Raw genomic sequence first — 20158 nt, 5'->3', positions numbered from 1 at the left:
ATAAGGCTAGGCGGGAGGAAATGTAAGTGTCGGTGCTTTATAAGCTGGATTCTTTTGAGGGGCCGCTTGATCTATTGCTTCACTTGATCGACAAAGCCGAGATCGATATCCATGAAGTATCTATCAGCGAGATAACGATTCAATATATGGATTACTTGCATGCGATGAAGGAGCTGGAGCTGGAGGTAACGAGTGAATTTCTAGTGATGGCGGCTACTCTCTTGGCGATAAAAAGCAAGCAGCTTCTTCCGAAGCCGCCCGTATTTGAGGATGATTACGAGGATTGGCCCGATGACGGACTCGATCCGAGAGACGAGCTCATTCAGAAGCTCGTGGAATATCGAAAGTTCAAGCAAATTGCCGAGCAGCTGCGCGAGAAGGAAGTCGAGCGCAGCCTCGTCTATTCGCGTGAGCCGGAGGATATGTCGCCTTTTATGAAGGAAGAAAAGGTGAATCCGGTAGAAGGCGTACATCTCTCTGACTTAATTTCGGCTTTTCAGAAGGCGCTGCGCCGGGCAGCAAGGCGGAATGTCGTATCAACGATTCAACGGGATGAGATTTCGGTCAAGGATCGGATTCGGGATATCGTTGATGTGCTGAAGCAGTTTGAAACGGTTCGTTTTTCTCGGCTCATTCGTGAAAATATGGACAGGCATGAAATCGTAGTCACTTTTCTCGCGATTCTGGAGCTGATGAAGATGAAGCATATTCGTTGCTTTCAACACCAGCTCTTTGACGACATCGTTATTCATTGGAGAGGAGAGTCGTCGCAAATTGGATTATCAGAAGTTGAAGACGATTATTGAGGGTCTGCTTTTCATGGCAGGCGATGAAGGCTTGACTAAACGGCAGTTGGCGGATATTTTGGAGCTGGATGCCGATCTTGCGTCGGATCTCGTGTATGATTTGCAGCGGGATCTGGAGCGCGAGGGCCGCGGCATCCAGATTGCGGAGGTTGCGGCGTCCTATCGGTTAACTACACATTTGGAGCATGCGCCTTACTTTGAGCGGATGGCCTATACGCCAACTCGTTCACAGCTGTCGCAGGCTGCGCTCGAGACGCTTTCCATCGTTGCTTATCGCCAGCCTATTACGAGAATTTCAATTGAAGAGATTCGCGGAGTAAAGAGCGACCGTGCGATACAATCGCTCGTCTCCAAGGATTTAATTGAAGAAGTAGGCCGAGCAGAACAAATCGGACGACCGATATTATATGGAACAACGAAATCATTTCTAGATTATTTCGGATTACCCTCCATTAAAGAACTGCCGGAACCTGGTAATGTCGATATCGACGATGCGTTAGAGGAGCAGACTCAGCTGTTATTCGAGCGTTTGGACGGCAAGCAAATGACAATTGAAGAAATTAAAGAATGAGATTTGGCCGCCGGGTCATACTATATTCAACCCATATTAGGGAAACGGAGGAAGCATCATGATGCTCAGTTACCCTTACGGTTGGATGACGGCGGCCAGTCTCTTTTTTTTGCTTATTTTAATAATGGTACTAAGCTCTCAAGTTGTCATTAAAGGACATTTGCGGAGATTTGGGCATAATGATGACGCTGAAGTGAACATAAAAGCACTTTTTGGAATCATTCGTTATACCTTGAAAGTGCCGATTATTCAGTTTACCGGTACATCGGTCCAACTAAAGGAAGAGGTCTCGAAATCGAGCGCAGGCATCAATACGTGGAAAGAGTTTAACGAGGATATTGATGCGGATAAGGTAGTTTCTGGGATCGATAAGTTTAAACGGCTACTGCAAATGACGCGCAATCTGACGGGCTGGGCTAGAAAAACACTGACGAAGGTTCGCCTATTGGAGTGGAAGTGGCATACCTCGGTAGGCACAGGCGATGCGATGTGGACAGCGATGTCAACGGGATTGGTGTGGTCCGTAAAAACTTCGATCGTCGGGTTGATATCCCAGATGGTAAAGCTGCAAGCAGAGCCTCAAATGAATGTGCAGCCCATTTATCAACGAACCGCTTTCACCACCGAGTGGTCATGCATAGCACAAATCCGCTTCGGTTATGCTATTCTTGCCGGACTTCAGCTTTTGGTTCGGATGAGGAAGATGAAAGGAGGCGTCAAAGCATGGCAGAACATCCTATTCAAGGCTTAATGCAAACCGCAATGGAAAATATTAAAGAAATGGTTGACGTCAATACGATTGTTGGCGACCCTGTTCAAACGCCGGACGGAAGCATCATTATGCCGATCTCAAAGGTTGGCTTCGGATTTGTAGCAGGAGGCAGCGATATAAGGCTGGATGACGTCGATCATAAAAACCAATCCGATGCGCAGCATGCTTCAGTTGCAATGCCATTCGGCGGGGGAAGCGGGGGCGGCGTATCCATAACGCCAATCGCCTTTCTCGTGGTTGGCACGCATGGCGTGAAAATTGTACCGCTCGACAATCAAACGCATTTGATGGAGCGTGTTATCGATTCAGCTCCGCATGTGTTTGATAAGCTGCAATCCATGATGAAACAGCCGTCCAGCACTGCTGCATATGTTGATCCGTCACCCAACGTAATTAGCGCACACGTGGACGCTAACGATCACCTCTTATGACATAACTGCCCGAGAGGGCAGTTTTTCATTTTTTGTTGGCTGTTTTCGTCTAGAGCAAGATGTACAAGCATATACTGAAAGAGACACAGGCTTTATCAACTATCGCAAGGAGAGGGGCAAGAACGAACATGCATGTCGGCAATATGCGGAAAATCGTTGCGCTTTGGCTTATGCTTGCTTTGCTGATTGGGACAAGCAGTCTCGAGAAGGCGATTGCAAATCCGAGCGCGCTCTACACGAATGCCAAGGGCTCGGCATTGATTGATGTAGAGAGCGGCCGTTTAATCTACAGCAGCAACGGCGATACCTCAATGCGCATTGCAAGCTTAACTAAAATTATGACAGCTATTGTAGCTATTGATAATGGTAAGCTGACCGACATGGTGAAAACCAGCAAGCGTGCGGTTGGCAAAGAAGGATCTTCAATCTATCTTCAACTAGGCGAAGAAATGAGCCTGCTTCATATGCTGTATGGGCTTATGCTAAGATCCGGCAATGATGCAGCAACGGCTATTGCGGAGCATGTAGGGGGCTCAGAGGAAGGCTTTGTGCATCTGATGAATGAGAAAGCGACGTTCCTTGGACTTACGCATACCCAATTTAGAAATCCGCATGGCTTGGACGAGGAAGGTCATTATTCGTCCGCGAATGATTTGGCCAAGCTCACCGCATATGCTCTGAAAAATGATGTGTTTGCTGAAATTGTAAGCACACGTGTCAAAAAGGTGCCAAACCCGCATGAAAAATGGGAATACAGCTATACGAATAAGAACAAAATGCTTTCCATGTATGAGGGCGCAGACGGCGTTAAAACCGGATACACCAAAAAATCGCTTCGCTGTCTTGTAAGCTCGGCAACGAGAGAGGGCCAACAGCTAGCTGCAGTAACGATTAATGACGGCGATGACTGGTCAGACCATCGGAAGATGCTCGACTGGGGCTTTAAGCATTATCCGCTTCAAGAAATTGCTGTTAAAGGTCAGCAAATAGCCGGCTATCCTTACACGATCGGACAATCCTTCAAGTATCCGATCGCTGATAATGAAAAAGACGGCATTCAATCTCGATTAGTGCTTCACAACGTTGATTCCATTCGGTCAACCTTTGGCGAGCGAGGTCTGCTCGAATGGTATATGGCCGATCACCTTATTGGTTCAGTACCTGTGTATGATCTGGCAAGTCCAAAGCTCGAGCAGCCTTCAAAATCACCTAAATCGCTTCAATCCTTGGCCGAGTTTCGAAAAGCAGATCATCAAGGCGGAACTGACATAATGATGGGTTCATTATTAAAAGTGCTGGATGCATTATTTGCGCACTGAATTCAGCAAGGCGTGGGAGACGCCGGTTGAATCTGACATGTATTTGCGTAGCTTGGGGAGGCGACCAAAATGGTAAACTGGATATGGCTGTTTTTTATCGTAGCAAGCGTCATTGTAGCAGCGGTAACAGGAAAAATGGATGCGGTGACGCAGGCTGCCTTCGAAGGAGCCAAATCAGGCGTCACCGTAAGCTTCGGATTAATTAGCATTATGGTATTTTGGCTCGGAATGATGCGAATAGCCGAAGATGCTGGTTTGCTGCAAACACTAGCAAAAATGCTCGGACCGCTTGTAAGAAAGCTGTTTCCTGATGTACCTCGCAACCATCCGGCCATTGGTTACATCATGAGCAATTTGAGCGCAAATTTATTCGGTCTGGGGAACGCCGCAACACCAATGGGAATAAAAGCGATGCAGGAGCTGCAAAAGCTGAACCCAAATCCGGATACGGCAACGCCTGCGATGTGTACGCTTCTGGCTTTAAATACATCAAGTATTACCATTATTCCAACAACGCTGATTGCTATTCGAATGAATTACGGTTCAGCTAATCCAGCCGAAATCATCGGAACGACGTTAGCCGCTACATTTGTAGCGACCTCAGCTGCCATACTTGCGGATCGCTGGTATAGAAGGAAATCGCCGCCTCCGATGGCGCCGCCAGCATCTAAGCCAACAAGTATGAAAGCAAGCCCGCAGGGAGTTGGAGGTGAGACTGTTGTATAGCGTATTTACAAGCTTGTCTGCATGGATGATTCCGGCCATTATCGTATTTATTCCGCTTTATGCAGCGCTAAGGCGCAAAGTGCCCGTTTATGAAACGTTTGTTGAGGGAGCAAAGGATGGCTTCGGGACAGCCATCAACATCATTCCACATCTTGTCGGTATGATGGTTGCCATCAGCATGTTCCGCTCATCGGGAGCGTTAGAGCTCATGCTGTCGGCGGTCAGACCGTTGTTTGATTGGGCGGGAATACCGAGCGAGGTGCTGCCTCTTGGCATTTTGCGACCGTTAACAGGGGCCGGTTCATTGGCCTTTACGACCGATTTAATCCAAACCTTTGGTCCTGATTCCATGATTGGCAGAATTGCTTCAACGATACAGGGAAGTACGGACACAACATTATATGTACTCACCGTTTATTTTGGGGCAGTGGGCATTCGAAAATCACGGTATGCCCTGAAAGTTGGTTTATTTTCTGATCTGGTCGGTTTTTTTGCTGCTATTTTAATTTGCTTATACATATTCGGCTAGTGAAGCTTGTGCTTTCTTCGTCATATCGTTATGATGGAGATTGAGGTGAAAGCATTGGAACGTTTACAAAAAATATTAGCCGCTGCGGGAATCGCTTCCCGTCGCAAATGTGAAGAAATGATTTTGGCAGGGATGGTTGAGCTTAATGGTGAGAAAGTAACGACACTTGGCGTCAAAGCTGACCCGGCAGTCGACGTCATTACCGTTAACGGGAAGACGATACGGAGCGAGAAGAAGCTCTATCTCATGCTCAACAAATCGAAAGGGGTTATCACGAGCGCCAAGGATCCGCAGGGCCGCAAAGTGGTTTCCGATTTCTTGCCAGGAATCAAAGAGAGAGTGTATCCGGTCGGACGATTGGATTACGATACGGAGGGTCTCCTTCTTCTAACCAATGATGGAGAGTTTGCTAATTTGCTTACGCATCCAAGTCATCACGTACCCAAAACCTATCGTGCAACTGTCAAAGGCGTACCTCACGGAACTGCGCTAGAGCAGCTTCAGAAGGGCATCAAGCTGGAGGACGGCATGACTGCTCCGGCAGAAGTGGAATATCACGACGTGGATACGGACGGTAACGAGGCAACAATAACGATTACAATATTCGAAGGACGCAATCGCCAAGTTCGCCGTATGTTCGAAGCAATCGGACACAAGGTAACAAGGCTGAAGCGGATACGCTTTGGCGAGCTGGGACTTGAAAATCTCGGCCGAGGAAAGTATCGTCATTTAACGCCCGTGGAAATCAAGGAATTGCTTGATATTGCAAATAGCAAGACACATAAAGTTCATAAAAAGTAATCGACGGCGGCAGTAATTGCCGTCGACTTTTCGTTATAATGGTAATATTCGTGACTGCATAGAGAGAAGCTGGTGGTGAATTCAATTATGGGAAAATCGCGCAAAACGGTGCAAATTGTTATCCTGATTGCCGTCTTGATCATAGGTGGGTATGCAATTGGATCTACTTTATTTGCTGCTGATGATAAAGGCCCTTTGAAGGAAGGAGACAAGCCTCCTGCGTTTGAGCTTGTCGATTTAGAAGGCACTGCGAGAAAATTGTCTGATTATGAGGGCAAAGCTGTCGTGGTCAACTTTTGGGGAACGTTCTGCCCGCCTTGCGTTAAGGAAATGCCTGAGTTTGAGAGACAGTATGCAAAGTGGAAGGATCAAGGATTGGTTATTCTTGCCATTAATTTAAGTGAGGATACGTTGACTGTCAATAACTTCGTGCGCCGATTCGATCTGAATTATCCAATCTTGCGGGACGTTAATCGGAAGACGGAGCGCAGCTACGGCTTAAAGTCTTATCCGACTACCTTCTTCATAAATCCCGATGGGACGTTAATGGAAATAAAAGTAGGCGGGATGACTGAGGCGGAGATTGACGACCGAATTGAGAGATTGCTTAAGCTTTAGGAGGTTGTATCGTGTTAGTGGTAGAGAACACAAAGTGCGAGTGCGGGCATCAGAATGCAATCGGAACCGTGCTTTGCGAGAGCTGCGGCAAGCCGCTCGAGAACAATGTAGAATCAGACTTGCCTTTGGAAATGCGTTATGACGGTGTTGCCCGACGTTCGCAGAAGAGCAATCCGAATTACATTGATAAGATATGGAATTTCTTCTCATCAGTCAAAATCGCGATTTATTTGATCATCATTACGTTTTTGACCGCCATGCTGGGAACGATCTATCCGCAGGAAAATACCTTTATCAACAACTTCGATCCTTCGGTGTATTACGAGGAAACCTACGGATTTCCGGGCAAGCTTTATTACTTGACAGGTTTGTCGCATACGTATGAAACTTGGTGGTTTATCGGTTTGTTGGTCATGATCGGTACATCGCTGGTTATTTGCAGCCTTGACCGTGTATTGCCGCTTTACCGGGCACTGAGCAAGCAGCAAATTCGAAAGCATCTACAGTTTATACATCGGCAGAAAACGGTGTATAAGCAGACCATTGAAGGCGATGAAGAGAAGTGGGTGCAGGATTTCGGCGCGCAGCTTAAACGAAAAGGATATCGGATTCACCGTGATGGATCAGCGCTGCTTGCAGAAAAAAATCGCTTTAGCCGTTGGGGACCTTACATTAACCACATTGGGCTTATCTTGTTTCTATTGGCCATATTGGCAAGAAGCATTCCAAGCTGGCAAATGGACAGCTACATAACGATTCCCGATGGTGATACCATTCAAATCGCGGATACGAACTATTTTGTGAAAAACGAAAAGTTTACAGTAGAGTACTACACGGATGAGGAGCTCCCGGACAAGCTTAAAGGGACAGCGCGAGCAAAGCTGTTTGAGACGAAGGCCGTTCTGTATGAATGTATAAGCAATTGCACGGATCAAGCAAAGCAGCCTGAACTTAAAGAAGTGAAGCGGCATAACATCATCGTGAATGAACCGCTTAAGTACAAGGGTTTGAAGCTGTATCAATTCGACTTTGACACGACCCCGCGATTGAATGCCGTTCATCCTATACTGGTAGACAAACAAACGGGCGAGAAATACGGGCCGTTTGATCTTCCGATGAAGGATTCCGAGCTGCAGCATAAGCTTGGGCCATATACACTTGATTTATATGCTAATTATATGGAATTCGCTATCGGTGATGATGGAGAACCAATTACCTTATCCCGTGATCCGATTGCTCCGGCTTTCGTCTTTACGGTGAAGGGTCCTGGACTAGATCCTGCCGGGGAACCTTATATGTATTTCCCGATGCAGAAGGATAAGGTGAAATTCTCACAGGATGTCATCAACCATGCGATTTCCGACAAGATTGAGATTCGCGTAGATGGGATGGAAAACGTTGACTTTTCCGAAGCTTCGACCTATCTGAACGTTCGGATGGATCGGGCATTGCCATATGTATGGGTTGGAGCAGCGTTCTCGATGATTGGATTGCTAATGGGCTCATATTGGCAGCATCGGCGGATTTGGCTTCGAATTGATGACGGAGAGCTTTCATTAGGGGCTCATACGAACAAAAACTGGTACGGTATGCGCTCAGATGTTGCGGGAGCGCTTCAAAAAATAGGGATAACCGTAGATCCGAAGTCGCTTGATAACGGAGGGAACAACGCGTGAGTTTAGTTGATTTTAGCAGCGACGCATTTATTGTCGCATTTTTTCTTTATTGTTTTGCATTTATGTTTTATGTCATTGCGATTGCAGGGAAGAAATGGAGCAACCGTGATCCACTCCAGCATGAGAAACGTTGGGGACGCATCGCGTTTATTACTTCAAGCCTTGGTTTGGCGTCGCATTTGACTTTCTTCTTCACGAGATGGGCAGGAAGCGGACAGATTCCTACGAGCAATATGTATGAATTCATGACTTTCCTTGGCATGGCAATTATGATCGCGTTCACAATCGTTTTTGCCATATATAGAAAGCCGCTGCTCGGGATGTTCTCCTTGCCGCTTACCGTTATTATCGTTGCATATGCGTCTGTATTTCCACAGGAGGTACAGCCTTTAATTCCGGCGCTTAACAACTATTGGCTCAAGGTGCATGTTACGACTGCCGCCCTCGGCGAAGCCTTTTTTGCAGTAGGCTTTGCAGCGGGAATGATGTACTTGCTGCGAGTCGTCGATTTCAAAAGTAAAACGAAGGAAGCGAAGCGTTCGCAGTTTTGGGTTGAATTCTCGCTTTACTCCATTATATTGATTGTTGGCTTCATTGTTGCTGTCTTTGCGTTCCGTGGCGCTGGCTATGAGGCGCAATTCATTCAGGAGAAGTCAAGCATAGATGGCAAAGGGACGGAATCAACGATTACGGAAACGGTCGACTATACGCTGCCGCCAATTGTTAAACCGTATAACAGTGATATCGTGAAGGCGGATTCCTTCTTAGGAATGGACAAGCCGGTCTTTGAAGCACCGTATTGGATGAACGGCGTCAATTCCGGCCGTAAGCTGAATACGGTTGTATGGTCCGTTATTGCAGGAAGCTTGCTATACGGATTGCTGCGCTTAGTATTCCGCAAACCGCTAGGAGCGRTCATTCATCCCATGATGGAGGGTGTTGATCCCGAAGATCTGGATGAAATCAGCTATCGCTCCATCGCGATCGGCTTTCCAATCTTTACGCTCGGTGCATTAATATTCGCGATGATCTGGGCGAATATCGCTTGGGGACGTTTCTGGGGATGGGATCCGAAGGAAGTTTGGGCGCTCATTACGTGGCTTTACTACAGTGCTTACTTGCACTTCCGTCTATCGCGCGGCTGGCAGGGCAAGCCTTCGGCTTGGCTAGCAGTTATCGGCTTCGTAGTCGTATTGTTCACGCTGGTTGGGGTAAACCTCGTTATTGCAGGCTTGCATTCCTATTCTGGTACTTAGTATTTAGTTTGAGAGGAGTTTTGCCCGATGTCCGATTATTCAAGCCGTATATTGGTCGTAGACGATGAAGAACGCATTCGTCGTCTACTCAAGATGTATCTAGAGAAAGAAGGCTATACAATCGACGAGGCGGAAGATGGTGAGACAGCACTTAGGCTTGCGTCGAATACGGATTATGCACTCATCCTGTTGGATGTCATGCTTCCGGGAATAGACGGCGTTGAGGTTTGTTCACGTCTTCGCCAAGTGAAAGCAACTCCAGTCATTATGCTTACAGCTAAAGGCGAGGAGATGAACCGCGTGCAAGGCTTTGAGGTAGGCGCTGACGATTATGTGGTAAAGCCCTTTAGTCCGCGTGAAGTCATCTACCGAGTAAAAGCAATATTAAGACGCTCATCAGCTACTGCTTTTCTTACGAAGGAAATCAATTCAAGCAACAATATTGTGTTTCCTCATCTCATCATTGAGCATGATGCGCACCGAGTGACAGCAGGCGGTCAGGAAGTCAGCTTGACGCCTAAAGAATACGAGCTGCTGCATTATTTGGCTGTATCGCCCGACAAAGTGTTCTCCCGAGAAGAACTCCTGAAGGATGTTTGGAACTACGAATTTTTCGGCGACCTGCGCACTGTGGACACGCATGTAAAGCGTTTAAGAGAGAAGCTGAATAAGGTTTCTCCTGATGCAGCAGCGATGATCACAACCGTTTGGGGCGTCGGCTATAAGCTTGAGGTACCGAAATAAATGAGCTTGTGGCAGCGTTCGGCGGGCAAACTTTGGCGCAGCGTGGTTGGCAAGCTTTGGGCAACGATTATGCTGCTTGTTGCTGTAGTGTTGTTAATCGTTGGCGTATTTCTTCTGCAGTATATCGACATTTGGGTTGAGAGTGAGGGCAAAACGCAGCATCAAGTAAAGGTGCTATTTGTTCTAACTGCGATCATCGGCTTTCTGTTATCCACTTTTTTCGCTTTCTTTTTGTCCAAAAAAATACAACAGCCTCTGCTGCAGCTCAAAGAAGCAGCAGTGTCCATCTCTCAAGGAAACTATTCGACTCGGGTGAATATTCGATCCAGCGATGAGATCGGAGAGCTGGCACAAACCTTTAACCATATGACGGAGCAGCTTGATAAGCTAATCCATGATTTAAATCATGAAAAAAATCATCTTGCCAGCATTTTGCGAAGCATGGGTGATTCCGTTATCACCTTTGATGCAGATGGTAAAGTGATTTTAACGAATCCAAGCGGGCATTTGCTTATCAACCAATGGTCTGGAGTAGAGAAAGCATGGCAAGAGGACTTGTTCGAAAGTTCATCCTCCTTCTCGGAAGTTCCGATGCCGCTGCGCGATCTATTCCAGAAAGTGATGGAAGAGGGCCGTGATGCGACGGACAATGTTCATGTAATGAGCAGCGTCTGGTCTGCCGTGATGGCGCCTCTTCAATCCAAAGGCGTTATCAGGGGAGCGGTCGCGGTCATTCGGAACGTAACGGAGGAGCATAAGCTTGAGAAGCTGAGAAAAGATTTCGTGGCGAATATCTCCCATGAGATCAGGACGCCGCTTTCTATGCTGCAAGGCTATAGCGAAGCTCTTCTGGACGATATCGTTGTCTCAGACGAGGATCGCAAGGAGCTTGTCCAGGTCATTTATGATGAATCGCTGCGAATGGGTAGATTAGTCAATGATTTTCTGGACATAGCACGTATGGAAGCTGGTCATGTGGATATGAACTTCCAAGAGCTCGATCTTAGGCATGTCCTTAAACGCGTTCATCGGAAATTTCAGGTTTATGCGAAGGAACGCGACGTGAAGCTTCATGCGGAGATGCCTCTTGAGCCACTGATGGTCAAGGAAGCGGATGAGGATCGCTTGGAACAGGTTCTGACCAACCTGCTCGATAATGCCCTCAGGCATACACCATCAGGCAAATCCATTACGATTGCCGGACAGCTTGAGAGAGTCAACGCCAGTGAGTACGTTCAGCTTACCGTTAGAGATGAAGGACAAGGTATCCCCTCTGAGGATTTGCCTTACATCTTTGAACGCTTCTATAAGGCAGATAAAGCTCGCAAACGGGGAACGGCTAGTGGAACAGGTCTGGGTCTTGCGATCGTCAAAACCTTCATTGATCTGCATCATGGCCGTATCGTCGTTGACAGCAATGCAGGAAAGGGTACCTCCTTTACGTTATTGCTTCCTGTCGAAGCGCATCAGTCGTTGTCATAGCGTCCTTTAGGGGGCGCTTTTTTTGTAGAATACAGCAGATAATTCTTGTTGCTCGTGAAACAAAAACAGCCAATCAGACGATCTGATTGGCTGTTTCTTGTCATTTTATTAGAAAAGAGTAATTTCTTTCGCGGTGTTAAGCTCAGGCATGCTCGTAAGCTGCTCAAGAACTTCTTTAGGGGTTGCTTTATCCACTCGAAGCACCATGATCGCAGAACCGCCAACCAACTGACGACCAACCTGCATCGTTGCAATGTTAACGTCATTATTGCCGAGCAATGTTCCAACGCGGCCGATAATACCAGGCTTATCGTTGTGCGAGATAAGGATAAGATTGCCTTCAGGCGTAACATCAACCGGGAATTTATCGATTTGCACGATACGCGGACCATAACCAGTGAGCAGCGTACCGGATACGACGCGCTCTTCCTTCTTCGTGCGAAGCGCCACCGTTACAAGGTTCGTGAAATCCTTGGACGCATGCGATTTCTGGATCACGATATTGACATCGCGAACCTTCGCTAGATGCAGGGAGTTAACAACATTGACCTGCTCCGAGCCAAGGTGATGCGCAAGCACGCCGCGTACGATGTGACGAGTAAGCGGTTGAGTATCAACCTCTGCAAGCTCACCGGCATAACCAACTACGATCTCAATAACAGCACCTTCCGTTGCCTGAGCAATAAAGTTGCCAAGCTTCTCGCCAAGGGTAAAGTATGGCTGAAGGATGCTTTGCAAATTAGCCGGAATTGGTGGCATGTTAACCGCATTGATAAACGGCTCGCTGCGTAAAATGTGAAGAACCTGCTCAGAAACATCGATCGCTACGTTTTCTTGCGCTTCAACCGTAGATGCGCCAAGATGCGGAGTTACGATGATTTTGGGATGAGTGAGGAACGGATGGTCATCAGCTGGCGGTTCAACCTCGAACACATCGAATGCAGCACCAGCAACAATGCCTGCATCGACAGCGTCGACCAATGCGATTTCATCAATGATTCCGCCGCGTGCGCAGTTGATAATGCGCATGCCAGGTTTCATAACCTCGAATTGTGCTTTCCCAATCATGTGTCGAGTTTCCGGCGTAAGTGGTGTATGTACGGTCATGAAATCAGCATTACGTACGATATCATCTACGCTTGCAAGCTTAACGCCGATTTTCTCAGCTCTTTCTTCCGTCATAAACGGATCGTAACCCATGATTTCCATGCCGAAAGCTTTCGCGCGCTTTGCTACTTCACTGCCGATACGGCCCATTCCAAGAACACCCAGCGTTTTGCCGCGAAGCTCTACGCCAAGGAAGGATTTGCGATCCCATGTACCGTTAACGGTCTTCATGTAAGCCTGAGGAATATGACGGGCAACCGCCATCATCATGGCAAAAGTATGCTCGCAAGTTGTAATCGTGTTGCCGTCAGGAGCGTTGATAACGATAATGCCGCGTTGTGTAGCTGCATCAAGGTCGATATTATCGACACCAACGCCAGCACGACCAACCACTTTAAGCTGTTTGCCAGCTTCCATGATTTTGGCAGTAACGCGTGTTTGACTGCGAACGAGCAACGCATCGTATTCGCCAATAATGGCAACCAATTCGTCTTCGCTTAATCCAGGTTTTTTGTCGACTGCGACATCTGACGCATCAACAAGCTGCTGAATGCCCAAATCGCTAATTGGATCGGAAACTAACACTTTAAACATGTGAAGTATGCCTCCTAAATTGGTGCTAAGCTCCAAGGCTTCGCTTAATATGAACAGAAAAACCCTCAACCCGGCACCGTTGTGCAGCAGCGGGACGAGAGTTTGATCATCGATCTCAGACTTTTCTATTTTAATGCAACGGGGTGGACAAAAGCAATCCTCAAACTTGCTGAAATGTGAAAATTTCGTTATGATTCTTGCAGCATAAGCTACAAAATAATACAGGGGAGGTCTTTATTCATGGCGAATTGGAAGGATGTGACAGCGCAATTCATGCTTAATTTATTGGAAAACGGAAAAATAGCAGCAAATCAACTTATAGATGTCAGGGAAGAGTTTGAATGGGATTATTACCATTTGGAGACCTCTGTTCTAATACCGATGAATACAATCCCAAATCGCTTAAATGAATTGATAGATACGATGCCCATCTATATCATTTGCGCTCACGGAGTACGCAGCGCAGCGGTATGTGAATACTTAGAAAAAAAAGGCTACAGCAGTCTCCACAACGTTACCGGCGGGATGGCAGCGATAGCCTCGATAAAAGGATTTCAATACGATTAATGGATACCATTCAAAATCAGTTTAATTGGTATCGGAAGTGAAGAATGGAAGCTGCGGCAGCAGTTCCTGCTGATAGAACCGTAGCTTGCTTTCGGTAAAGTCACCTGTACGAACGGCTTCGGTATTAATGAGAAGATCAACGACTGCGGACACGGTATGCACTTTCATTTTGGCTGGTTGTCCGGAATCAATAAATTCATCAACTCGGCTCGTCAAGTCCTGAGGGTAGTAGTTTGTCAGCTTCTTACGAGTCATGAGCTGATCAGCCATCAGCTTGTTTTTTATCGTGATCGTGAGATCCTTCCACTGCGTCAACTGAAGCAAGGATGGAGATTTGTAGTCAGCTGGAATATCAAGATCGACGGTAGCTGCCCATTTCAACATGGCCGCATAATAAGATTGCTGCGCGCTAAGCGCGAATTGTGAAGCTGATAAGTAATTTTTTTCTTGCTCGATATCCTTTTTAAGTTCGTTGAATGTCAAGGTTTTGGAGCTCGTAGCCGCTTTGGTTGAGGCATCCTTGAATAGCTTAAGGCTTCTAATATAGCTGACTTGAGCTTGCCCTAGCAGCGGTGACCTTTGCATATCCACAGAGCTTGCGTCCTTCGCTTTCTCATCGGCAAGGCTAGCCAAGTCTTTGAACATGGAAGTTGCTTCATTGGTTTTTCCTTGCGACAGCTTATTCATTGCAGCGAACCATTCGTTTTGAAATTCACGGTAAGGCAAAAATACAGTATGATAGAAAGAGACCAAATCTTGCTGCTGGTAAGGGCTTACAGTTGATGCGGCGTTTTTTGCGACAAGCTCATCTTTTTCATACTTGGCTTCTGTTTTCTCGCTACCGATTTGTATGCCATAGAAAAAGGCGCCTACTGCGCAAACGAGCATGAATACAAATCCAATACTAAATAACATTGCCGATGCGGTTAATCTTTTTTCCATCTCTCTCTATCTCCTTCTATGTGAAAAAATTAGGCTGCCGATTAGTCCTATCAGTATAGGTGAAAAGGTCTTAAAAGAAAATAAGAACGTTCCAGACAGGCGGTTAGCTATGAAAAAATTTGATATTCGCAACATTCGCGTTCGAAAGGTGTCCGTTGACGATCTGGATGACCGTATGCTCCTCATTAATTTATATGCTACACAGGCTTTTACTTTTATTATCGGTTTAGTGTGGGTTTTATTTCAGCACCAAAATTTGTTTCACATGTTCACGCCGCCGAAGGAGCTTAGCTTTGTCTACTGGGGAGCAGGTCTCGCGGTGGCGGTAATCCTTGTCGATTTGCTTATTTCCAGGTTTGTGCCGGAGGAAGCAGCCGATGACGGCGGGGTAAACGATCGGATTTTTCGTACGAGACCCGTCTGGCATATTGCGGTTATATCCCTTGTTGTTGCGATTTGCGAGGAACTGCTTTTTCGCGGAGCGATACAACATGCCATAGGTCCCTATTGGACGAGCATAATTTTTGCTACTATTCATGTAAGGTATTTGAAGCATTGGATTCCTACCGGGCTCGTTTTCTCAATCAGCTATGGATTAGGATGGATTTATATGCAATCCGGTTCGATTCTTGCTCCGATTATCGCTCATTTCTTAATTGATTTCATAATGGGGTTGATCATACGTTTCAGGAGGGAGTCATGAGCAGGAAAGAAAAGTTTGGAAATTCGAGGGGAAACAGGCAGCAGGATAAGGCGGCAAATTCGCTCAGCATCGGAACGGATTCCAATGAAGGAGAAGCTCTGCCGCCTAGGCGAAAAAAACATCCTTCGAGTAATTATAAAGTAACGAAATGGTATTATAATCTTCTTTTTGTACTATTCGTCAGCTTGGTTGCGGGCTTATTCTGGTACGGTACAAAGTTTACGGATTAAGCTTGATGCTGGAAGGATCAATAAATCCATAGCCTTTGTTCTCGAGTTTTGTGAGCAGTTCATCGAGCCCTTCAGCTGTCCACTTTAGCTCGTGCATAAGAATGTTTGCTCCAGGATGAAGCTGGTCCATCACATTTTTAATGACAACCTCGGGCTTATCTTTAGCTGACTTATCCCAATCAAGGGAACCATTGGACCACGTCATGTACAGCATGCCGTGGTCTTTTGCTATTTTCTTAACAAGGTCGCTTCCGGAGCCGTATGGAGGACGGAAGAATAACGGCTTTGTGCCAGTTAGTGCTTGAACGGCTGACTGAACATCATTAAGTTGTTTTTCGACGACATCCTCTTTCTCTTCTTTCAGGTTAATGTGATCCCATGAATGATTGCCAATCGTTTGACCGCGTTCATGTATGATGGTCAACAAATCAGGGTTTTGCTTTACGCGGTAGCCGTTTACAAAAAATATGGCCTTGGCATTGTGCTGGTCTAGCGTGTCTAGAAGGCTTGTAAGGACAACTTGGTCCTTCGGTCCGTCATCGAAAGTCAGCAATACGACTTTGTCCGGTGTATTTGCTTCAATCGGAACAAAGCGGTAGGCTTCACTCATCGTATAAAGAATGTCTGGCCCCTCGCCTTTCACTGCTTCCGTCAATTCAGGAGCTGGCTTCAGACTTGCTGTAGGCGCGCTAGAAGCAGGTGCGGGGGAAGCAGTTGAGGTAGGGAGTTCCGTCTCGGAGGCTTCGCTGGATACAGTGGCATTCTCGTTAGTCTGACTTGCAGTACAAGATGTAAGTAGTAAGCTGACGAAAATTAAGCATATGATCAAATGGTTATGCTTCATGTAAGTAAACCTCCAAAGCGCGATGTTTTCATGCTGAATCGACCTCATTGTATCATATTTACCCAAATCGAAGATTAGCATGATTTCCTTATTTTAATCAGAATGACGTCCAAGTGATGCGGTCAAACTAATCCATGAAGACGAATGCTGAACAAGGAAGAGGTGTACACGATTATGAAATTAAGTGGATTTTTGGTTGGTGGATTAATTGGCGCGGCAGCAACCGTATATGTCTCTCGCAAGCAGCCAGGCGCAGTTGCTTGGGCGGCTCATGCGGTATCTGATGTTTGCTCCTCCGTTGCACGCAAATCCGTTTCCAAAATCATGAGCAAATCGATAAGGGAAGAGGCCTCAGCATTCTCCCCAAAGCATTCAGACGATACCGCCGTAAAATCAGAAGCCGCTTGGGAACAGATTGAGACGATCGTTAACAGTGATCCGTCATTGAAACGTGAAGCTGATAAGATCAAAGCGGAATCGTCAGCAATAGCCCATTAATCGTGCAGGGATCACAAGGGATCGTTTGAACGTGAAGCAGAAATGCTATGCGTTCAGGCGATTCTTTTTTTCGTTCATTATTAGTGCATTCGACGAAAAGAAATGATAAAGTAGATACATAGCACGATTTGATCAAATTTGATCACATCTAACTAAAAAAATCATACGTTATTACAACAGATGCTGCAGAGGAGGATCCTGTCATGAAAATCGAACGACTGAGCCAGGATAAGATACGGATTTTCCTGACGTTCGACGACCTGCTGGAACGGGGGATCCAGAAGGACGACATGTGGCGCGAAATTCCAAAAGTACACGAACTATTCAGTGAAATGATGGATCAAGCATATAGTGAACTTGGATTCGACGCCAGCGGCCCATTAGCGGTCGAAGTGTTTGCCCTCCCCGCTCAAGGTATGGTAGTGATTGTCACCCGTGGCAAAATGAATAGTCATGCAGGCGATCGGGCAACCGAAGATGACGACACGGACGACGAAATATACGAAATGGAAGTGACGCTTGAACAAAGCGATATTGTGATGTATGCTTTCCGCGAATTCGAGGATGTCATCTCCGTTTGCAAACAATTGCAAAGCTCTGCCCTTACAGATGACGGACGGCTTTATTCTTATAATGGCAAGTATATATTGGCATTRGAACCTGCTTTAATCGATGTTTCCAGGCATAATGCAGTCATAGCTTTGCTTGCTGAGTACGGAGAGGCAACCTCGGTCACTTATGCAATGCTGGAGGAATACGGAAAAGTGATTATGCCCGAGAAAGCAGTAGGGGAAATATGTAATCATTTTAAATTTTAGCAAGTTGACCACTGAAAGAGCATCTGCAGGCTGATTTTTGTCTGCAAGGTGCTCTTCTTCTTTGTAAATGTCCTATTAATGGAATACCGCAAGGGAAAGGCGTTCATATTAGATGTAGACAAAGGCGGTGAATGGAATGAGTAATAATAAAGCAAACGATGTGTTGCATTCTACTCAAATCGTAATTGAACAAGCGCTTCGCAGGCTTGGCTATGATCAGGATATGATTGACCTATTGAAGGAGCCGCTAAGGCTGCTAACCGTGCGGATTCCAGTGAGGATGGACGATGGAACAACAAAGGTTTTTACAGGTTATCGCTCCCAGCATAATGATGCAGTCGGACCGACCAAAGGGGGCGTTCGGTTTCATCCAGACGTTACTGAGAACGAAGTAAAGGCTTTATCGATTTGGATGAGCTTAAAATGCGGAATCGCAGATTTGCCTTATGGCGGAGGCAAAGGAGGCGTCATTTGCGATCCTCGCAACATGTCATTCAGGGAAATTGAACGCTTGAGTCGAGGGTATGTCCGTGCGGTGAGTCAAATCGTAGGCCCGAACAAAGATATTCCAGCGCCGGATGTTATGACCAATTCGCAGATTATGGCTTGGATGATGGACGAGTATAGTCGGATTCGGGAATTTGATTCTCCTGGCTTCATTACAGGAAAACCTTTGGTGCTTGGCGGTTCCAAGGGACGCGAGACCGCGACAGCGCGCGGAGTTGTAATCATGATTCAAGAGGCGCTGCGCATTAAGCAGATCGTAATGAAGAATGCGCGAATTGTCATTCAAGGGTTCGGGAATGCCGGAAGCTACCTTGCCAAATTCATGCATGAGGCAGGTGCGCGCGTGATAGGTATTTCCGATGTGAACGGGGCGTTGTATAATGAAGAGGGGCTGGATATTGAATATCTGCTCGATCGAAGGGATTCCTTCGGCAATGTAACGAATTTATTCAGCCAAACGATTACGAATGAACAATTGCTAGAGCTCGATTGTGATGTACTCGTGCCAGCAGCAATTGAGAATCAAATTACGGATCAAAACGCATCTCTAATACGAGCTTCTATTGTCGTGGAGGCAGCGAATGGTCCAACAACACTTGAGGCAACAAAAATATTGTCCGACAGAGGCGTGCTTCTCATCCCGGATGTTCTTGCAAGCAGCGGAGGAGTTATCGTATCCTACTTCGAATGGGTTCAGAACAATCAAGGCTATTATTGGGATGAGCAAGAGGTGGATGACAAGCTGATGCTCATGATGATACGAGGTTTTAATCAAGTGTATGAAATACACCGCACCCGGAAGGTTGATATGCGGCTCGCGGCTTATATGGCGGGAGTTCGCAAATTAGCCGAAGCGGTACGCTTTCGAGGCTGGGTGTAAGAAAGTAGGGACTAAATGCTGTTTCTCTCCGTATTGACCGCAGCGGTAGCGCCAGGCGTATCGCTGCTCACTTATTTATATTTGAGGGACCGTTACGAAGCCGAGCCTATACACATGGTTGCTAGGATGTTCGTGCTTGGTATTCTTGTCGTTGTCCCCATTATGGTTATCCAACGCGGCCTTCAGTTATGGCTAGGAGATCATCCACTCGTGTTTGCATTTGGAGAATCGGCTGGAGTAGAGGAATTGGTAAAATGGTTCGTGCTGTACCATGTCATATACAATCATACGGAATTTGATGAACCGTACGATGGAATCGTATATGCTTCCTCGATATCACTTGGCTTCGCAACGCTGGAGAATGTGCTGTATGCGATATATTCGCCTGCGACCTTTGGCACGCTTCTCGTTAGGGCGCTGTTGCCTGTATCAGGCCATGCCTTGTTTGGAGTCATGATGGGCTACTACTTGGGCAAAGCGAAATTCGCTCCGGCGAACAAAAGAAATTATTTCTTGGCGATTTCGTTGCTGCTGCCCATTCTTCTGCACGGCACGTACGATTGGATCATGATCACCGTTCGTACGAATTGGATGTGGTTCATTATTCCCTTTATGATTGGGTTATGGGTATGGGGGCTTCGTAAAATGAATCATGCCAACTCACGCTCTCCATTTCGATTTTTGGTCCGGGAAGATGAGATTAAACTATAGCTGATCCGTCTATACTGACATTATAT

23 protein-coding genes are annotated in these 20158 nt (G+C 46.5%); 20 read left to right on the top strand and 3 right to left on the bottom strand.

Going from position 1 to position 20158, the window contains the following annotated elements; translation table 11 throughout:
- The first annotated feature begins 26 nt into the window (after positions 1-26).
- The 13 genes from AB4Z29_RS05660 (at position 27) to AB4Z29_RS05600 (ending at position 11731) form a co-directional block, all read left to right on the top strand.
- Positions 27-806 carry a segregation and condensation protein A gene (locus AB4Z29_RS05660; protein WP_441942116.1) on the top strand — a complete coding sequence of 260 codons (780 nt, stop codon included), beginning with the start codon at positions 27-29 and terminating at the stop codon, positions 804-806.
- Entirely contained in the window at positions 775-1377 is a 603-nt protein-coding gene (scpB, locus tag AB4Z29_RS05655) for an SMC-Scp complex subunit ScpB (RefSeq protein ID WP_183567877.1), read from the top strand. Before AB4Z29_RS05660 ends, scpB begins: the two co-directional genes overlap by 32 nt.
- A 58-nt stretch (positions 1378-1435) precedes the next feature.
- Positions 1436-2128 (top strand): DUF2953 domain-containing protein, encoded by a 693-nt coding sequence (locus AB4Z29_RS05650; RefSeq protein ID WP_441942115.1) that lies wholly within the window; start codon positions 1436-1438, stop codon positions 2126-2128.
- Positions 2101-2580, top strand: coding sequence for a GerW family sporulation protein (gene ytfJ / locus AB4Z29_RS05645; protein ID WP_441942114.1), 480 nt, complete (start codon positions 2101-2103; stop codon positions 2578-2580). The genes AB4Z29_RS05650 and ytfJ overlap by 28 nt, the downstream gene beginning before the upstream one ends.
- Positions 2581-2708: 128 nt before the next feature.
- Positions 2709-3899 carry a D-alanyl-D-alanine carboxypeptidase family protein gene (locus AB4Z29_RS05640; RefSeq protein ID WP_441942113.1) on the top strand — a complete coding sequence of 397 codons (1191 nt, stop codon included), beginning with the start codon at positions 2709-2711 and terminating at the stop codon, positions 3897-3899.
- A 69-nt stretch (positions 3900-3968) separates the two neighbouring features.
- Positions 3969-4625 (top strand): nucleoside recognition domain-containing protein, encoded by a 657-nt coding sequence (locus AB4Z29_RS05635; protein WP_441942112.1) that lies wholly within the window; start codon positions 3969-3971, stop codon positions 4623-4625.
- A 25-nt stretch (positions 4626-4650) separates the two neighbouring features.
- Positions 4651-5154 (top strand): spore maturation protein, encoded by a 504-nt coding sequence (locus AB4Z29_RS05630; RefSeq protein ID WP_183568153.1) that lies wholly within the window; start codon positions 4651-4653, stop codon positions 5152-5154.
- 54 nt (positions 5155-5208) lie between these two features.
- Positions 5209-5955 carry a pseudouridine synthase gene (locus tag AB4Z29_RS05625; RefSeq protein WP_441942111.1) on the top strand — a complete coding sequence of 249 codons (747 nt, stop codon included), beginning with the start codon at positions 5209-5211 and terminating at the stop codon, positions 5953-5955.
- Positions 5956-6042: 87 nt separating this feature from the next.
- On the top strand, positions 6043-6573 hold the full coding sequence (locus AB4Z29_RS05620) for a redoxin domain-containing protein (protein ID WP_441942110.1): 531 nt from the start codon (positions 6043-6045) through the stop codon (positions 6571-6573).
- Positions 6574-6590: 17 nt separating this feature from the next.
- Positions 6591-8249, top strand: coding sequence for a cytochrome c biogenesis protein ResB (resB, locus tag AB4Z29_RS05615; RefSeq protein WP_441942401.1), 1659 nt, complete (start codon positions 6591-6593; stop codon positions 8247-8249).
- Complete coding sequence (gene ccsA, locus AB4Z29_RS05610; RefSeq protein WP_441942109.1) at positions 8246-9505, top strand: cytochrome c biogenesis protein CcsA; 1260 nt, start codon at positions 8246-8248, stop codon at positions 9503-9505. The genes resB and ccsA overlap by 4 nt, the downstream gene beginning before the upstream one ends.
- 27 nt (positions 9506-9532) lie before the next feature.
- The gene (locus AB4Z29_RS05605) at positions 9533-10249 is read left to right on the top strand and encodes a response regulator transcription factor (protein WP_138753462.1); all 717 of its coding nucleotides are present in this window, start codon (positions 9533-9535) and stop codon (positions 10247-10249) included.
- Positions 10250-11731 (top strand): ATP-binding protein, encoded by a 1482-nt coding sequence (locus AB4Z29_RS05600; RefSeq protein WP_441942108.1) that lies wholly within the window; start codon positions 10250-10252, stop codon positions 11729-11731. It abuts the gene before it with no gap.
- A gap of 108 nt (positions 11732-11839) precedes the next feature.
- Here AB4Z29_RS05600 and serA read toward each other — a convergent pair whose 3' ends face one another.
- Positions 11840-13432, bottom strand: a complete 1593-nt coding sequence (gene serA, locus AB4Z29_RS05595; protein WP_183567856.1) for a phosphoglycerate dehydrogenase — start codon at positions 13430-13432, stop codon at positions 11840-11842.
- A 240-nt stretch (positions 13433-13672) separates the two neighbouring features.
- Between serA and AB4Z29_RS05590 the strand changes: the two genes are divergently transcribed.
- The gene (locus AB4Z29_RS05590; RefSeq protein WP_441942107.1) at positions 13673-13999 is read left to right on the top strand and encodes a rhodanese-like domain-containing protein; all 327 of its coding nucleotides are present in this window, start codon (positions 13673-13675) and stop codon (positions 13997-13999) included.
- Between the two features lie 21 nt (positions 14000-14020).
- Here AB4Z29_RS05590 and AB4Z29_RS05585 read toward each other — a convergent pair whose 3' ends face one another.
- Complete coding sequence (locus tag AB4Z29_RS05585; protein ID WP_441942106.1) at positions 14021-14941, bottom strand: hypothetical protein; 921 nt, start codon at positions 14939-14941, stop codon at positions 14021-14023.
- Between the two features lie 109 nt (positions 14942-15050).
- Here AB4Z29_RS05585 and AB4Z29_RS05580 point away from each other — a divergent pair, with 109 nt between their 5' ends.
- Complete coding sequence (locus tag AB4Z29_RS05580; RefSeq protein ID WP_441942105.1) at positions 15051-15644, top strand: CPBP family intramembrane glutamic endopeptidase; 594 nt, start codon at positions 15051-15053, stop codon at positions 15642-15644.
- Positions 15641-15874: a hypothetical protein gene (locus AB4Z29_RS05575; RefSeq protein ID WP_441942104.1), complete on the top strand. Its 234-nt coding sequence runs from the start codon at positions 15641-15643 to the stop codon at positions 15872-15874. Before AB4Z29_RS05580 ends, AB4Z29_RS05575 begins: the two co-directional genes overlap by 4 nt.
- Here AB4Z29_RS05575 and AB4Z29_RS05570 read toward each other — a convergent pair.
- Positions 15864-16718 (bottom strand): polysaccharide deacetylase family protein, encoded by an 855-nt coding sequence (locus AB4Z29_RS05570; protein WP_441942103.1) that lies wholly within the window; start codon positions 16716-16718, stop codon positions 15864-15866. The genes AB4Z29_RS05575 and AB4Z29_RS05570 overlap by 11 nt on opposite strands.
- A 174-nt stretch (positions 16719-16892) precedes the next feature.
- On the opposite strand from AB4Z29_RS05570, the gene AB4Z29_RS05565 reads away from it, so the two are divergent.
- The 4 genes from AB4Z29_RS05565 to prsW all read left to right on the top strand — a co-directional run bounded on the left by AB4Z29_RS05565 (position 16893) and on the right by prsW (position 20132).
- Complete coding sequence (locus AB4Z29_RS05565) at positions 16893-17216, top strand: hypothetical protein (protein ID WP_441942102.1); 324 nt, start codon at positions 16893-16895, stop codon at positions 17214-17216.
- A gap of 203 nt (positions 17217-17419) precedes the next feature.
- Positions 17420-18034, top strand: a complete 615-nt coding sequence (locus tag AB4Z29_RS05560; RefSeq protein WP_183567835.1) for a genetic competence negative regulator — start codon at positions 17420-17422, stop codon at positions 18032-18034.
- 136 nt (positions 18035-18170) lie between these two features.
- The gene (locus AB4Z29_RS05555) at positions 18171-19421 is read left to right on the top strand and encodes a Glu/Leu/Phe/Val family dehydrogenase (protein WP_441942101.1); all 1251 of its coding nucleotides are present in this window, start codon (positions 18171-18173) and stop codon (positions 19419-19421) included.
- Between the two features lie 15 nt (positions 19422-19436).
- Positions 19437-20132, top strand: a complete 696-nt coding sequence (prsW, locus tag AB4Z29_RS05550; RefSeq protein ID WP_441942100.1) for a glutamic-type intramembrane protease PrsW — start codon at positions 19437-19439, stop codon at positions 20130-20132.
- Positions 20133-20158 lie beyond the last annotated feature (26 nt).

This window comes from Paenibacillus sp. 2TAB23 (assembly GCF_052115165.1).
In the GTDB taxonomy this organism is placed as follows: Bacteria; Bacillota; Bacilli; order Paenibacillales; family Paenibacillaceae; genus Pristimantibacillus.
This window is presented reverse-complemented; position numbering and strand designations above follow the sequence as displayed.